This window comes from Erwinia piriflorinigrans CFBP 5888 (genome assembly GCF_001050515.1).
Classification (GTDB): Bacteria; Pseudomonadota; Gammaproteobacteria; order Enterobacterales; family Enterobacteriaceae; genus Erwinia; species Erwinia piriflorinigrans.
This window is the reverse complement of record NZ_CAHS01000006.1, coordinates 157518-173139: the sequence shown is the minus strand read 5'-3', so window position 1 is coordinate 173139 and position 15622 is coordinate 157518. Positions and strand designations below refer to the sequence as shown.

The 15622-nt window shown below is 55.5% G+C and carries 19 protein-coding genes; 2 read left to right on the top strand and 17 right to left on the bottom strand.

Annotated features, from left to right (window positions below):
* Nucleotides 1-192: 192 nt before the first annotated feature.
* A complete protein-coding gene (locus EPIR_RS02710; RefSeq protein ID WP_023653768.1) occupies nucleotides 193-1539 on the top strand; it encodes a pectate lyase in 1347 nt (448 codons plus the stop codon).
* Nucleotides 1536-1865, top strand: coding sequence for a hypothetical protein (locus tag EPIR_RS02705; protein ID WP_023653767.1), 330 nt, complete (start codon nucleotides 1536-1538; stop codon nucleotides 1863-1865). The genes EPIR_RS02710 and EPIR_RS02705 overlap by 4 nt, the downstream gene beginning before the upstream one ends.
* Nucleotides 1866-1973: 108 nt before the next feature.
* Here EPIR_RS02705 and EPIR_RS02700 read toward each other — a convergent pair whose 3' ends face one another.
* The 17 genes from EPIR_RS02700 to EPIR_RS02620 all read right to left on the bottom strand — a co-directional run bounded on the left by EPIR_RS02700 (nucleotide 1974) and on the right by EPIR_RS02620 (nucleotide 15399).
* Entirely contained in the window at nucleotides 1974-3164 is a 1191-nt protein-coding gene (locus EPIR_RS02700; protein ID WP_023653766.1) for a YopJ family acetyltransferase, read from the bottom strand.
* Nucleotides 3161-3628, bottom strand: a complete 468-nt coding sequence (locus EPIR_RS02695; RefSeq protein WP_048696821.1) for a CesT family type III secretion system chaperone — start codon at nucleotides 3626-3628, stop codon at nucleotides 3161-3163. Before EPIR_RS02695 ends, EPIR_RS02700 begins: the two co-directional genes overlap by 4 nt.
* Before the next feature lie 114 nt (nucleotides 3629-3742).
* Nucleotides 3743-5047, bottom strand: a complete 1305-nt coding sequence (locus tag EPIR_RS02690; RefSeq protein WP_023653764.1) for a harpin HrpZ family protein — start codon at nucleotides 5045-5047, stop codon at nucleotides 3743-3745.
* A 159-nt stretch (nucleotides 5048-5206) separates the two neighbouring features.
* Nucleotides 5207-5557, bottom strand: coding sequence for an HrpV family type III secretion system protein (gene hrpV / locus EPIR_RS02685; RefSeq protein ID WP_023653763.1), 351 nt, complete (start codon nucleotides 5555-5557; stop codon nucleotides 5207-5209).
* Complete coding sequence (gene hrpT / locus EPIR_RS02680) at nucleotides 5550-5744, bottom strand: HrpT family type III secretion system protein (protein ID WP_023653762.1); 195 nt, start codon at nucleotides 5742-5744, stop codon at nucleotides 5550-5552. Before hrpT ends, hrpV begins: the two co-directional genes overlap by 8 nt.
* Before the next feature lie 13 nt (nucleotides 5745-5757).
* On the bottom strand, nucleotides 5758-7788 hold the full coding sequence (gene sctC, locus EPIR_RS02675; RefSeq protein ID WP_023653761.1) for a type III secretion system outer membrane ring subunit SctC: 2031 nt from the start codon (nucleotides 7786-7788) through the stop codon (nucleotides 5758-5760).
* Complete coding sequence (hrpG, locus tag EPIR_RS02670; protein ID WP_023653760.1) at nucleotides 7781-8212, bottom strand: type III secretion system chaperone HrpG; 432 nt, start codon at nucleotides 8210-8212, stop codon at nucleotides 7781-7783. Before hrpG ends, sctC begins: the two co-directional genes overlap by 8 nt.
* Nucleotides 8199-8423, bottom strand: coding sequence for an HPr kinase (locus tag EPIR_RS02665; RefSeq protein ID WP_012440286.1), 225 nt, complete (start codon nucleotides 8421-8423; stop codon nucleotides 8199-8201). Before EPIR_RS02665 ends, hrpG begins: the two co-directional genes overlap by 14 nt.
* 89 nt (nucleotides 8424-8512) lie before the next feature.
* Nucleotides 8513-9103: a type III secretion system stator protein SctL gene (gene sctL / locus EPIR_RS02660; RefSeq protein WP_023653758.1), complete on the bottom strand. Its 591-nt coding sequence runs from the start codon at nucleotides 9101-9103 to the stop codon at nucleotides 8513-8515.
* On the bottom strand, nucleotides 9097-9687 hold the full coding sequence (locus EPIR_RS02655; protein WP_048696736.1) for a hypothetical protein: 591 nt from the start codon (nucleotides 9685-9687) through the stop codon (nucleotides 9097-9099). The genes sctL and EPIR_RS02655 overlap by 7 nt, the downstream gene beginning before the upstream one ends.
* The gene (gene sctJ / locus EPIR_RS02650; RefSeq protein ID WP_023653756.1) at nucleotides 9680-10456 is read right to left on the bottom strand and encodes a type III secretion system inner membrane ring lipoprotein SctJ; all 777 of its coding nucleotides are present in this window, start codon (nucleotides 10454-10456) and stop codon (nucleotides 9680-9682) included. The genes EPIR_RS02655 and sctJ overlap by 8 nt, the downstream gene beginning before the upstream one ends.
* Before the next feature lie 6 nt (nucleotides 10457-10462).
* Nucleotides 10463-10825, bottom strand: a complete 363-nt coding sequence (locus EPIR_RS02645) for an EscI/YscI/HrpB family type III secretion system inner rod protein (RefSeq protein ID WP_023653755.1) — start codon at nucleotides 10823-10825, stop codon at nucleotides 10463-10465.
* 66 nt (nucleotides 10826-10891) lie between these two features.
* A complete protein-coding gene (locus tag EPIR_RS02640; RefSeq protein WP_476729621.1) occupies nucleotides 10892-11176 on the bottom strand; it encodes a type III secretion system major pilin HrpA in 285 nt (94 codons plus the stop codon).
* 66 nt (nucleotides 11177-11242) lie between these two features.
* Nucleotides 11243-12217: a sigma 54-interacting transcriptional regulator gene (locus tag EPIR_RS02635; RefSeq protein WP_023653752.1), complete on the bottom strand. Its 975-nt coding sequence runs from the start codon at nucleotides 12215-12217 to the stop codon at nucleotides 11243-11245.
* A 358-nt stretch (nucleotides 12218-12575) separates the two neighbouring features.
* Nucleotides 12576-13217, bottom strand: coding sequence for a response regulator (locus tag EPIR_RS02630; RefSeq protein ID WP_023653750.1), 642 nt, complete (start codon nucleotides 13215-13217; stop codon nucleotides 12576-12578).
* Between the two features lie 3 nt (nucleotides 13218-13220).
* The gene (locus EPIR_RS02625) at nucleotides 13221-14705 is read right to left on the bottom strand and encodes a PAS domain-containing sensor histidine kinase (RefSeq protein ID WP_023653749.1); all 1485 of its coding nucleotides are present in this window, start codon (nucleotides 14703-14705) and stop codon (nucleotides 13221-13223) included.
* Between the two features lie 145 nt (nucleotides 14706-14850).
* Nucleotides 14851-15399, bottom strand: coding sequence for an RNA polymerase sigma factor (locus EPIR_RS02620; protein ID WP_023653748.1), 549 nt, complete (start codon nucleotides 15397-15399; stop codon nucleotides 14851-14853).
* Nucleotides 15400-15622: the final 223 nt, after the last annotated feature.

Sequence of the window (15622 nt, the reverse complement as noted above, 5' to 3'; positions counted from 1 at the left end):
CGCCCCCACCATCCGGCATAAAACATTAGTGATGTTTATGTTGCATACGACCGTTACGGGTTCCCTTCACGGTTAAAAAAAAGTCTGTTGCCTGGCACTATATGGGAACCCCGAAGACGCCATCACCACTTAATTCAGGCAGCAAAGGCTGCACGCTTTCGGCGGGTTAACGTTTTATAAGGGGAAACATTCATGTCAGTTCTTACGCTTAACATTACTATTCCGTCCTCGCAGGGGCTGATGCAGCCCGGCGCGGGTAGCGGGTTCTCCACAGGCAACAATGCCAACTCGGGGCTGGGGCAACAGCCCTTCGACAAACAAACCATTGAGCAAATGGCGCAGTTATTGGGAGAGCTGCTAAAGCCGCTGCTATCGCCACAGGCAGGCAATGCGGCGACGGGTGCTAACGGTGACGGCCAGCTGGCAGGTGTGGGTAACGCAGGTGGTCTGCCAGGACAGAATGGTGCAGTGGGGGCAACGCCACAGAATAATAGCCAGAACACGTTAAGCGAGATGGGCAACAACGGGCTGGATCAGACCATGACCCCTGATGGCCAGGGCGGGGGGCAAATCAGTGATAATCCGTTGCTGAAAGCCTTACTGAAACTTATCGCCCGGATGATGGACGGGCAAAGCGATCCGCTCGGCCAGCAGGGCGCTGGCAATAACAATGCGTCTTCTGGCGTTGCTTCATCGGGGAATTCCCCTTTCGACGATCTGTTAGGAAGCGGTACTCCTTCCGGCCCTTCCTCTTCCGGCGGCACATCGCCAACCCAATCTTACTCACCGCCGTCCACGCCAACATCCCCCACCTCACCGCTTGATTTCCCGTCTTCCCCCACCAGCGGTGCCGGTGGCAGTACGCCGGTAACCGATCTTCCCGATCCTGTTGGCAGTTCAGGCGTGGGAGCCGGACAGGCCGTTGATTTCCCTACCGCCAGCGCCAACCCCACGGTGGTGCATGACACCATTACCGTAAAGGCGGGCCAGGTGTTTGATGGTAAAGGGCAAACCTTTACCGCCGGTTCGGAATTAGGTGATGGCGGCCAGTCGGAAAGCCAGAAGCCGCTGTTCAAACTGGAGGACGGGGCCAGCCTGAAAAACGTTACTATCGGCAATAACGGCGCGGATGGCATTCATCTCTACGGCGATGCGAAAATAGATAACCTGCACGTCACCAACGTGGGAGAGGACGCGATTACCGTGAAGCCCAACAGCGCGGGCAAAAAATCTCACGTTGAAATCACCAACAGCTCCTTCGAGCACGCTTCTGACAAGATCCTACAGCTGAATGCCGATACTAACCTGACCGTTGATAACGTGAAGGCCAAAGACTTTGGCACTTTCGTGCGCACCAACGGCGGCCAGCAGGGCAACTGGGATTTGAACCTGAGCCATATCAGCGCAGAAAACGGCAAATTCTCGTTCGTTAAAAGCGACAGCGAGGGATTAAACGTCAATACCAAGGATATCTCGCTGGATAACGTGCAAAACCACTACAAGGTTCCGATGTCCGCCAGCCTGAAGGTGGCTGAATGATGATGGCACCCCAAGAGGCACGTCCGGCAGAGAGCTGGGTTGATGTGGTCGACAGCCAGCAGCGCCTGTCACCGGCGCAGTATCAGGCTTTTCAACAGGCCATTTCACAGGTGAAACAGCGGCTGCAACAGGTACTCGGCAGCCCGATGCCACAACGCCAGGGGGAGTTTGAGCTGGATAGCTTTGTCGACAGCCTGCATGCCGACTTTCTCCACGGTGACGGCAAAGGCCAGGACAGCGACGTCGGGCAAACCGCCTGGTGGGTAACCCGCTATCTGGCGGATCGTCTGCTGGAGTGGCAACAGTTAGAGCAACGGCGCGAATAAGTCTCATCCTGCCAGCGGGGCAAAAATAGAAGCCTCGCTGGCTTATTCAGAAAGAAAAAAACGCGCCGGTTAGTATGCCGCCGCGTTTTTTACCGATCCGTTGAGCCGCTAACTTTTGCGTTTTTGCCCCGCCAAATACTCGCCAGCACGCTGAATTTCCTGCATGCGGAAACCCTCAATCGAGGTGCTGTAAGCACGATCGAACCTGTCGGCACGATAGGCCAGGTTTCTGTGCAGCAGGGTTTCAGCATGCAGCCCGCCTTTATCTTTAGTGACGATGGCATCCTGATGCGGTTTACCCTCTATCACTGATTTCGACTGTGCATGTTTGAAGAACTCCGCAGGGACAGGCACTTTTTCGCCTTTGTGCAGATGGGCCGTGTACTCATCATGATGCTTAAAGGATTTTAACGCATTATTCAAAGAGTACATGGTGCAATCCCACTCGGAATTTTGAATCCTATTGCCTACCATATGCACTTTAGCCCCTCGTACCCCTTCGGCAATACCCTGTTTGAGATGCTCAATCATATGTCCCAGCGCCGACTCAAAGCCGACAATCGAAGGGCGATGGCCCGGTCGCAGCTGAATATCCAGGGCGATATGGTGGTCAGGCATGCCTTTAAAGGGGGCATAGACCGCACGCATCGTCTTTGCCTGCCCGGACTGCTGTACGCTTTTATGCTGATCCTTGATCGCCTGATAACACTCTTCACCCTTCTTATAAACATGCAGATTCAGGCCGGGATGACGCGCATTTTCCGCATCGGCCAATAACGGCAGAACCTTTTTATCCATGCGCGTCAGTGCGCTGCTGGAGCCAGAACCTTCTTTTGCCAGTTCGGTCGCCATTTTGGCGTATTCATACAGAGTGTTATCCAGCTTTTTTAACCGTGGCAGGTTGATGGCGTCTATCTTTTCCTGCAAACGTTTCGGCACAACCTCCGGCTTTTCCGGCAGAGGATCGCCGCGCGACATTTTAGGGGATTGCTGCATCGCGTCATGGAATCTGGCAAGCGACGGATTCTCGCGGTGGCCATTCTGACGTAATAAAGACAGGGATGGCCCTGCATGCGCCGCCGAAGCGCTGGCCCCGGCGTTATAGCGGCCAGCGACGCGCGCGTGCGCAGGCGTAGCGGGCGTTTGACTGGCGTGATAACGGTTGTTGACGGGCAGCGCGTCTTGCCGCTGTAACCGTCTGCCCGACGGTTCAGGCGTGGCCCGTGTCGATGAGGAAGAAGCACCGTCCGTTTGCTGCGACGGGCTTCTTTGCCCCCCTCTCAGACCCGATATATTCATTTTATTTTCCCCGCGATATTCAACGTTAACCCCGGCTGTGCCAGCATTCGCGGCGCAACGGTTGACGGAACGCGATCGTGCAGTAGCTTGCCCTGCCAGAGTTTAGCCACCTCGATCATTTGTACACAGGTACTCACGAAGCTCGCCTCATCCACCGATGACAGCAGAAAACGTTGAAACAGCAGCAGTTCGTTTTTCTCTTTATCCAGACCAAATGCGGCACCATCGCCCGAACCATAGTGGAAAAGATTGGCAGCCAGAATATCGCTTAATAGCGTACTGCCCTGTGCGCCAGAGAGCGTGCCAACGCTAAGGTAAACAAACAGCATATTCTGCTGTTCCAGCCACTCCAGCGTCATCTCCAGGCCGTTAACCCGCAGACAGCACAGTTGACCCGCATCCAGCGACAGTGCCCCCATTTCCAGCCGCCTCGCCAGCGCACCCATTAAATCCTGTATGATCACCATAGTCCCCCACGGGTAACCTTGATGTATGGCGTGGAAGCAAATAACAACTTTCCACGAGTCACCTAATCATCGATAAGGCGGACAAGCCACGCCTGCCCGCCATGCAGAAAATTAAGCCGCGCTGAGTTTACCCAATGCCATATTGTTAATGGTGTCACCGGTCAGCATGGCATCGATACCCAGCGAAGAGCCACCGGCACCGCGCGCCTGCAAATTGCCGTTGCCGGTATCACCCGCCATCGCACTTTTAATCATGCCTTTGGCTTTATTAAACTGATCCATGCTGGCTGGCGTCATGCCATCATCATCCGGCTTGCTCAGCGCCTTCGCCCAGGATTTATCATCGGTCTTCACCTCTTTGCCCGGGCCTTTCTGGTACTGCGGCTTGCCAAAGACTTCAGGGTACTGGTCCATAAACTGACCCACTTCTTTCGCCATCGCCCGATCGCCTTTATTGATGAAAGAACGGGTTGAGCTGTCGCTGTGCGTACCGATATCATTCAGCGCCTGGATGCCCGCCTTCATACCGACACCGGTGCCCACGGCGTTACCCAATTGCTGGTAGTCAACCGGGCCGCTGAGGTTTTGCAGGCCTTTGCCGCCCAGTGACGAACCGTCCAGACCCGCACCCGCACTCCCACTCTGACCGCCCGCCAAACCGCTGTTGCCAAGGCTCTGGCTCAGACCGTTACCCATCAGGGCTGACAGCGCATCGCTTACGCCTTGTTTATAGGCACTTTGTTCGCCTTCGGTCGGCTGTTTGCCTGCCTGGGAACCGTTCTGCGCCCCCTCGCCAAACAGGTTTTGCATCACTTCGCTGAACAGCTTCATCAGCTGTTGCATCGGATCGCTTGCGCCCGAGCTGGAATCTGAGCCGGAGGTTGAACTGTCGCCATAAGAGGTTGGGCTAAGGCCCAGCGCCTGGTCCAGCGAGGAACCCACTCCGGAAGCCGCGCTGCCGCCGATGCTCGAACCGAGTGAGTTACCCACGGTAGCACCCAGCGGGCCGCCTAACGCACCACCAATGCCAGCGCCCAGGCCACCGCCCAACGTGCTGCCCAGCTCGCCGCCCAGCCCCCCTAAGCCGCCACCTGAACCGCCGCCCAGCAGACCGCCGCCCAGACCGCCGCCCAGACCGCCGCCCAGACCGCCACCCAGGCCACCGCCCAAGCCACCGCCCAGCAAGCCGGTTAATCCGCCGCCGCCCATCATGCTCATCATCATCATCATGCCGGTGAGCATACCGGCCAGTTGGTTCACCGCATCATGTTGATTGCCGCCGCCGAGGCCCAGCGCGGACTGAGTGTCCAGCCCCGCATTCTGGCGGCTGGTACCCAACAACCCGTTGCTACTCCCCGCACCGCCGAGGGTAATCTGCAACGTTGACGCGCCCAGCGAACTCGTATTCAGACTCATACCGTCTTCCTCTGTGAATAAGTAAAATTTACCCTGCAGTCCGGCACGTTAAACGTGCCGGGTCGAGCCTCTATTGAGTGCAGGTAATGTCGTACTGGTTCCGGGAGGGTGAAAAAAATAACCAGAGACATCAAGAAAGGATGCAGCCACTTGTCGGGATCAATCGGTCAGACGAATACCCGCCAGACTGAACAACTGAGCAATATGCTGTTTATCGCTCACGGCGGATTCGGGCAGCTGACGCCAGCAGGATAATACCCGGTCGCGGTTAAGACACAGGTAACAGCCATCCCAGGCATCCAGCTGTTGCCCACGGCGAGTGAGCAACTGCTGATAAAGCCCGGAAGGCTGGAACGCCGTTTGCAGGTTGAGCATCACCTCGCGCCCGCGCTCACCGCACAGGGCCTGTAACTCCACGCCCTGTGCTACCTGCCAGCGGCAGCTCTGGTGCAGTTGCAACAGGCTCATTAATGCCGACAGCGAGGTAACCTGTGGACAGGGGTTATTCATTAACCGATACCCGGGTGTAATCCGCCGGGCCATTGCGTAAGTCGGGCTGCCACCAGATAACCAGCTGATGCGCCTGTGACTGCGGGCGACAGTCCACCGAGGTGCACTCCAGGCCATTATCATGGCGTCCGGCGCAGGCGGTGAGCAGCAGCGTAGTCACCAGCAGCAAACATGATGCAATTTTCATAGTTTCCCTTTTATCAACGAGTTAACAAGGATTCGCGTGACGCGTGTAGCACCCGGTGTGGCGCCAGCGCCAGATAGATCTCTGCCGATTCTCCGGGTGCCAGCGCACTGTGTGGCCATACCGCCACCGCCAGCGTGCGCTTACTGGCACAGTTGGCCTCATCAAAACGCATGGGTTTACTACCGGTATTACGTACCACTCCGACACTGAGCTGCACGCTGTTATTGCTACTGCTGTACCACTGACCACGGGTACTTTCGAACAACAGTGCGGGCGTACTGCGGCAAATTTCATTAAGACGCGTACCGGAAGTTTGCGCCTGGAATCCGGCTGGCGACTGCCCTTCGGACAGATCGCGTAGGGCATTTTCCACCACGTCATGCTGGTTCACATTGCTGTGACGCCTTTCCACCCGGCCCATCGCATCGCTTAACTGCTGGCGGTTATCTGCGGTCACATAGCGCGTGGGATCGGTTTGATCGCCAATCAGACGCGGGGTGAGAATAAACAGGCGCTGGCGCTGGGAAATTTCGTGGCGCGTTGAAGTGAACAGTTTGCCGATCCACGGAATGTCGCCCAGCAGAGGGATACGGCGATCGCGATCGCCACTCTCTTCCACATGAAAGCCGCCCAGTACCAGCGCCCGGTTTTCGCCAATCAACGCCTGGGTACTGACCGTTCCGCGTTTGACGCCGGTAGCCTGGCCATCATCGTTGGTCTGTACGTGTCCATCCTCGATATCGATCATTAACTGAATGCTGGAATGGCCTTCATAACCCACCGCACGCGGCGTCACCTGTAGGCTGGTGCCTGCCGTCACCGGCTGGATATCCGCCACGCGCTCACCGGTGGCGGTAATATAGGCCGTCTGGCTGAAGTCGATCACCGCAGGCTGATTTTCCAGCGTCAGTACCGAAGGATTGGCGACGATCGAGGCGGTGCCCTCACCTTCCAGCGCCTGAACATCGGCGAAAAAGCGTTTGAAGTCGCTGACAAACAGCGTGCCGCTACCGGACATCAGCGAACTGCCACCGGTGACGCCACCTAATGTCGCCTGCCAGTTCGCTTCAAGCCGGTTGAGCGCCGTGCGGTCGATATCCATAATCACCGCGTCAATCTCCACCAAATTCTGCGGCACATCAATTTTGGCAATCAGCTGGCTGTACTCATCGCGCCGCTTATCGTCATCGCGGATCAACAGCGCATTGTTGCGCACATCGGCAGAGATTCGGCCGCTCAGATCGTCAATGCCGCTGTCCCTGTCGCCCGCCCGGCCAGGGGATTTATTGCGGGTGGATAAGCGCGACAGCAATGTCTGTGTGTTTTGCATCATACTGCTGGTATCGGGCGCACCGGGCGCACTGTCGCTGCCGTTGGCGCCGGCCGGAGCCGAGCGTTTACCGCTCATCAGCTCATTCAGCATGGTGGCGACGCCGGGAATGACCATCGTCTGATCGCGGTAATGAATGGTGCGATCGGCGACCGACGCATAGCGCAGCGGGAAGGTCATCACCTTACGCCTGTCCTCTTTCTTTTCGCGTTGCTCGCTGAAGCGTTTGATCAGCTCCAGGTATTGCGGCGGCCCGGTCACCAGCACCACGCCATCGTCCGGCAGCTCCCCCCAGCCAAAACGCGGGTCCAGCAGGCCAATCCCGCTGAGCGCCTGCTTAATATCCGGTGCGGCATCCGGCGAGATCTCCAGCCGTTCCGAACTTTGCTCATCCTGGGGACTGACGTACAGCGTATTGTTGTAAACAAACCACTGGAAATGATGCTCCAGCGCCAGCCTGTCGAGGAACGCGCTGGCGTTATCGGCGCGGATTTTTGCGGTGACCTCGACCTCTTCGACATTGCCCAGCTGGAGATCGACACTGTGCCCGTCAGCAAAATCTTGCAGTACCGTGGATAGCGGGGTGCGATCGGCAGAATAGGCGTAAGACTGCTCTTTCCAGTCGGCGGGAGTCTGCGCACCTGCCGGAAGTGTGGCGCACAGCATCAATAGCGCGCCCAATAGCCGGCAACGCAAATCACATTTATCAACCATGGTTTCCCCTTGGTAAAAAAGCCAGGCTGTGCAAGGGCACCGCGCCCTGGATTGCCGCTTTTCGTCGCGGTTGTTGTAGCATCGTCTGCCAGACATCACGCTGATTTAGCAGTGATTCCAGCTGTAGGCAGACGGCATTAATCTCCGGCTGGCGCACGGTTAACACTAATATCAGGCTGCTGCCCTGCTGCGCCAACGCGGCGGCATCACGGCCAAAATAACGCAGCGTTGGCGCAGAAAGCTGTAACGCCAGCCCCAACAGTTCCTCATCCAGCGGAGTGGTCAGCGCCAACTCTGCCAGCGCGAAATACTGTCCGGCCCGTCGCTGCAACCAAACCACGCCGTCATCCACCGTCAGCTGTTGGTCTTCACCCACGTTGTCCAGCCAGCGCTGCGCCCACTGCTGCAATTCAGTTGATCTCATTGATAATGGCTTTGGCCAGACCGTGCTTAACCGTCAGTTCCTGACTCGCCGCCCAACTGGCGTTGGACAGCCCCATGCTGGCCTCAAAAAAGGCGAAACTGTCTTCCTGGCTGTAACCTTCGCTGGCATTCTGGGTGGCATCGTCCAGTTGGTTTTGTGCCCGATTAAACTGGCTGTCCAGACGGCGTTGAAGCGCACTAAGTGATGACATCATTAAACTCTCGCATTGAGTGGAACCTGTCATTGAGTGGAATGACGCCTGCGGGAGTTCCGTGGTGAAGTGAAGTTTTTTAAGGCGGTTTAGCACTGCGCCGCAGAGGGAAGCAGCTGGCGCACAGCCTGCTGCCAGTCGAGGTGCAATTCGCCATTTGTGGTGACCAGCTTCAGGCCGTCAACCGCCAGCGATTCGTCCGGCTGTAGCCGCCAACCCAGATGAGCATGACGCTGCAACCAGTCGGCTACCTCATCCTGCTGCTGCGGATGACAATACAGGCTTCCCCGATCCTCCAGGGCGTTTGCCCGCATGATTTGACGCAATAGCGCAGCCAGCCGCTGCGGTTCCGGCACCTCGGTCAGCAGCTGCCCTAGCGCCTGGGTCATGACGTTTTCCATCACCTCCAGCACCTGGGCTTCCAGCTGCTGATATTGCTGCTGCCAGCCGTGTAACAGGGCATCCGCCTGCTGCCAGAATTCCTGCCCGGCACGCTGTTGCGCATCCAGGCGGTCGGCCTCAATCTGCCGTTCGGCATCTTCCCACATCGCCTGCGCCTGTTGCCGGGCCTGTTCGAGGATACCCTGCCCCTGCTGCTGGATGGTCAGCTGCGCCTGGCTGATAACCGGGGCGAGATCGGCCTCTCCGTTCAGCAGGGTAATGCGTTTACGCGTCAACATAGTGGCTCCTGTGAGGCATACCAGAAAACCGCCTGCCAAAGCGGTAACAGACGTGCGGGAAATGTCTTCATCTGCGGTAGCTGCTCCACCGCCTGCACCGCGTCCGGCGGGAAAGAGAGCCGCAGCCTCGGCCAGCACCCTGGCCCGGCGCGCAGGCTCAGTAACCACAGGCCATTGATCTCCCCCTTCTCTGTGGGTAGCTCACCAGGCACGGTCAACCACAGTCCGGGGCGCATCCCCTGGGCAATACGCCGACACCAGCGCTGTTGCTCCGGCAGCAGGCTGCCCTGGGTAGAGCCACGCCAACAGACCTCTGCCACCAGCCTGAGCGCTAACTGGCGTTGCGGCACCGTTAGCCGCAACCATGCCAACAGCTCCGGGTCTGGGGCGCAAACCGGCGCAGCCAGCTGCAACTGCTGGCAAATCATTCCATGATGAGTGCGCGCCAGCCGCTGAAGCTGAGCATCCTCAAGCTGATAAAAATCCGCCTGCCGCCACTGGGGATCGGCCGCTAACCAGCAGTCAATACACCACCAGCGCAGCCAGCTTAGCCCGGCATTTTCAGCAGCGGGCATCTCACTCACCGTTCTGTTTCGGCTGCTGCTGCCGTTGACGATAGCGTTGCCAGTGCGGCCAACCCAGCACGCCCGCCACCACCAGCAGGATCAGCACACCAATCAGGCCGCTTAGCCAGCTTAGCTGGGCGGAGCGCTCTGGCGTGACCCTAAACGGGCCAAAGGAGACTTCAGTCGGTTTATCCTGATACGTCTCGGCGGGAACAAATACAATCGCCAGGTCTTTGTCCGCACGCCCAGCCAACCCGGGCAGACTGCTGGCAACCATGCGCCGGATGCGCGGCTCTATCACATCAGGATCGAGATCGGGCCGATATTTAATAAACACCGCCGCGCTGGCGGGCTGCACCGGTTCACCGGGCGCAATGCGCTCCGGCAGCACCACATGCACCCGGGCAACAATCACCCCGTCAATTTGACCCAGGGTTGATTCCACCTCTTGGGATAAGGCATAGATGTAGCGCGCCCGTTCTTCGAGCGGCGTGGAGATCACCCCATTCTTCTGGAACACTTCGCCCAGGTTGGTGCGTGCCGGACGCGGCAAACCCGCCGCATCAAGAATATGTACCGCCCGGTTTAACTCTTCGGCATTGACCAGCACGGTAATACCGTCTTTATTATTACGTTTTTCCGCTTGGATATGATAACGCCCCAGTTCCGCCGCCACTTCGTTGGCGTCGTTTTCTGTCAGACCGTGATTGAGATCGACCTGGTCATTGCAGCCGAACAGCAATAAGACCGGCAGCAGGAGCAGTATCTTAAAAGATAATTTAGCCATAGAGGGTTACTGCAAGTTGGTCAGTTTTTCCAGACTCTGTACGCCTTTGCCAACCAGTTTTGCGTTGAGCAAGCTCTCCAGATAGTAAGAGGATAAGGTGCGGTTAGCGTCCATCACGCTTTGTGAATCGAGGCTACGCGAGACCTTAGCCAGCGCCCTGTCTGCCTGGTTGGCATGGCCGTTGGCGGCTTCAGACAGGCTGGAGACTTTATTTATCCACGATTGATTATCGCTACTGGCCGACTTAGCGGGCGCTTGCAGCGCGGCGCTAAACCAGGAAGCATCCGCCGTGCTGCCAGGGGCAGAACTAAGGTCGTTATTCCCGGCGCTGATAGCAAGAGAGGGGGGATTTCCGGCATTGATTTTCATGGCTCATCCTCATCGGCGGTGACAAAAAACCGGGCGAAGGTTGTGCACCTTACGCCCGGTTTTAAATCAGAACTGAATGGCTTTCGCGGCGTTGTGGCCGGAGTTCAACGATTTAGAAGCAGAGTCCATTTTGCCATCGAGGATGGAGTTCTGGGTATCCAGCTTCATTTTAGACGCCTGCGCATTGGCAGACTCGGTCAGTGACTGACCCATTGCTGATTCCAGCGTTTTAGATGCTGAACTGCTTGCACTTGAAAGTGAACTACCTGCCAGACCTGCTAAAATTCCGCTCATGTTAATCTCTCCAATTATTGAGGTTGTACCCTGGAACATCACACAATGTTCGTTAATTAAGTGGCGGGCCGTTTCGATCGGTTCCCGGACAACATCAGTTTTTATTTATTTTTTGCGGCGCAATTATTGGGCGACCATCCGGCCGGTGGCCACGTTCAGTAACTTGATGCGGTGATAGAGCGTGCGTAAAGGGATGCCCAGCTCCTGCGCCGCCTCATCAATGCTGTGCCCATGACGCAGCAGACAGTCATGGATCAGGCTCTTTTCAATACGTCGCATCATCTCTTTTAACTGTGGCCGCTCGTGCCCGCAATGACAGGAGAGTCCCAGTGGCGGTAGCCCCAGCACAAAACGTTCAGCGGCGGCTTTCAGTTCACGAATATTTCCCGGCCAGCCATAGCTCAACAAACACTCGTAATGGTCTTGGGTAATTTCACGCGGCGGGCATTGCAGCGTGGTTGCCGCCTGCTGAATAAAATAACGAAACAGTGGGATGATCATCTCAATGCGCGCGCGCAAAGGCTGCAACTGGATACTGACGGTATTCAGGCGAAAATAGAGGTCGCGTCGAAAGCTGCCGCGTTCAACCAGGGTTAACAGGGGAGTCTGCGTTGCGACGATCACGCGCATATTGACCGGGGTAAAGCGGGTTCCCCCCAGGCGTTCAACGCCCCGGTTCTCCAGCACGCGTAGCATTTTTGCCTGGAGTGAAAGCGGCATACTGTCTATCTCATCCAAAAACAAAATGCCGTTATGCGCGGCTTCCACATAACCCGCACGCGCCTGTCCGGCGCCGGTGTAAGCCCCATTATTGATGCCAAACAGTTCGCTTTCGGCCAGGGTTTCCGGTATTGCCGCACAGTTGACCGCGACCAGTTTTCCAGGGCAGCCGGAAAGTTGATGAATTTTTCGTGCCAGCGTGTCTTTACCGGTGCCGGTCTCCCCCTCCAGCACCAAATCAATTTTCAAAGGCGCCACGGTTTTGATCATCTCAGCCAGCGTGTCGTGAATATCGATGGGTTGTTCTTCTGTCAAAGAGATGTGTTCTCCCCGCCCCGGCCAGGGCCGAAACGAGTGTTCACTATTCCTGATGGTCATAAAAGTTACCCCTACCCTATTCATTATTTTTTTTAACATCGCTCACCAGCACAGCTTTGTTACAGCCAGCGTATCGTACATAATTAATTACATTTTGTGCTTAAAAATTTACTATTAGCTTACGCTGGCATTTAGAAATACCCATACTAACGTTCATAAACCATCGTCATATGCTGAAGATTAAGTAGGGAAATTTCGGGTGTGAATGTAGGGATTGCCCTACGAATGGTCAAATAAGTGGAAGCGGGTGCGGTACACACCCATTTTAATTTGTTGTTATGTAAGGAATTTACAAATAAATACAAACAAGGGAAACATCATCCGGCAGAAGCTTTCCGCAGGAAATATAAGAGCAATCCTAAGTAATCAAACGATGACTAATGGCATATTTCACGATGTCGGCGTTGGTCGTAAACATCATCTTATCCATTAAGCGTGATTTATGGGTGCTGACAGTTTTATTGCTGATTGTCAGCGCTTCGGCAATGTGGTTGACGCCCTCGCCACGCGCCAGCATCAGCATAATTTGCATTTCTCGTGCCGTCAGGCGAGCATGCAGTGCCTCCCCCACCTGAGTGCACTCGGCAAAAACAATCTGCTCAGCCAAAATATGGTCGATAAAGCGCTGTCCTCGCGCCACGCGGTGTATAGCTGCCAGTAACGTCTCAGGGTCGTTGTCCTTAGTGATATAGCCCAGCGCGCCACACTTCAACACGCGCCGCGCTATCTGCGGTTCACTATACATCGTCAGTATCAGAATCGGCAGCTTCGGGTATTGTAAGTGAATACGGGTGACCAGGTCCTCACCACAGACTCCCGGCATACTCATGTCCAGCAACAACAAATCAATCTGCTCAACGCGTAACCCTTCCATCACCTGCGTGCCATTACCGGCTTCGGCCACGACAACCAGGCGATCGTCCAGCGAAAATATCTGCTTCAACCCTTCGCGCATGATGACGTGATCATCCGCAACCATCAGGCGAATATTCTTATCCATGTATTATTCCAAAACCTTTTTATTATCAGAATCCTGTGTCATGGGAATGGTGAGTTTTATGCATGTGCCAATCGTCGGCTTACTTTCAATGTCGACATTTCCACCCATCATCCGCCCGCGCTCTCTCATGCTCATCAGGCCGAATGCGTTGTCTTTACCTTGCTGGCAGTCGAAGCCTTGCCCGTTATCGCGCACGGTAAGCACCACCGAATTAGCGTGGCGAACGAGTAAAATAATCACTTCCGATGCCTGAGCATGGCGCGAGATATTGGTCAGTGATTCCTGCGCCACGCGAAATGCCGCCGTGGCCTGTTCATCACTTAGCCTGACTTCCTTTTCAGGGGTGATCAGGCGGCAGCAACAGCCAATATGGCGGCTGATAAACTCATCGCGCAGCCATTCCAGTGCTGGCGTCAGCCCCATATCCAGTACGTTAGGCCGCAGCCGGGTTGCCACATTACGCACCACCTGAATGGTTTTGTCCGTCAGGCCCATCAGATGCACAACACGTTCATGTAGCTGCGGGTTATCTTTGCTGAACTGAATGCGCAGCATGGAGATGCCCATTCTTAACGAGGTTAAATGCTGACCAAGCTCATCGTGGATCTCCCGTGCGATGCGCTTACGCTCCTCTTCACGCGAAACTTCACGCTGCCGGGCCAACAGCCTCAGGCGCATATGCGAGTCTTCCAGCTTTTTTTCCGCATAGTGGATCGCGGTAATATCACGCCCAACAGACATCACGGAGATCAGCGCACCATAGCGATCGAACTCCGGCACGCAGCGAATATGGTGAATCACCGTCCCGGCGGATGTCTTGTTATCAGACTCCACCAGCTCTCCTTCGGCCTCCAGCTGACTGTGCACCACCTCGGCCACCAGGCGTTCGATATGCTGCACGCACGCCAAATCTCCCAGCAGGTCACGGAAACGTCGCCCCCTCAGCTGTTCTGCCGATACGTTCAGGTGACGTAATGCAGCGGGGTTGGCATACTGGCAATTCAAATTGGGATCAAAACGCACCACCATATCCGGTGAGTTCTCAACCAGCACCTGGAACTCCTGTTCTCTCGCATAAGACATCTGTTCCAGATGCTTACGTTCTCTCATATCCCTGACCACGCACATACTGTAATTGCCCTCTTCATAGACAAAAGGATTTGAACTGACCTCAACCGGTATCAGCATGCCCTGTTTGGTTTTATGATGCGTTTCAAAGGTAAACGCTTTACCGTTGCCGCGTTCCCGCACCCGCTCCCACATGGCATAAATATCCTCTTTGCTCCACGCCGGATCGATATCCGGCACGGACATACTGATTAATTCATTATTGCTGTAGCCCAACATGCGGCACGACTCGTCATTAACGTAAAAAAAACGGGTATTGCTATCAATCAGATAGACGGCGTCTTTCACCGTGTTCAACGCAAACTCGAGCAATTTGAGCGGCTCACTGCTTGCACTCACCTGTCGCACGGAAAATTGCATCTCGTCTCCTTTCTGTAAACATTGTTACCCGGTTTGGCTGCCTGTCTGCAATCAAGTCGCGTTGCATTGAGGCAGCACCCGGATGGCAAAGCAGGACACTGTGCAGATCACTTTACGGTTTAGCGAATTTTTCGTCTATCCAACATTAAGAAAACACTGACTGTTTCAACGAGACGCGCGCACGCGATAAACGGGAACGCACGGTGCCAATCGGAATATTTAAATGCGCCGCGATGGCTTGATAACTGCCGTCTTTCTCCACCAGCATGCTCATCAGACGGCGCGTATCTTCCGGCAACGCGGCAATGGAGTTGAGCGTAGAGGTTAATATGCGCTGATGTTCGGTGATATGGCTGGGATCGTCGCCCTGGGTTAAGACAATATCGTCTTCCAGTTCATCACAGCGCGGACGGCCGGACTGGAGGCGAAAATGATTGCGTACCAGATTCAGGGCAATGCCAAACACCCAGGTTTCAGGCCTTGATGCACCGGCAAACTTATCGCGATTGCGCAGCACTTCCAGCCAGGTCATTTGTTCCAGATCCTCTGCATCTTCCCGATGGGAAACACGTTTGCGAATAAAATGATGCACGCGTCGCCCGTGCTCACGAAAAATCCCCTCCCAATCGATATTGAGCGGCAGCGCATCGCCGATCGATGTTTTTTCTGTCGTCTGCAGGTGAACTTCTGTCATGACATGCTCCAGTACTCATTTCATTGATGCCCCAACGGCACCAAGGCTTTAGCAAGGCTTATGCCAATCCAAAAAAACGATATAACCACCTGATAAAAAACACATTACCTTTCATGGTACGGGTAACTTTTGGCAAAAAGTTGCCAGAAGTTACCTCGGGATTTGCAATAAATTGCACAGGTCAATGCGGAATTTTTTTTACAACGACATCCCCAGGGAACCG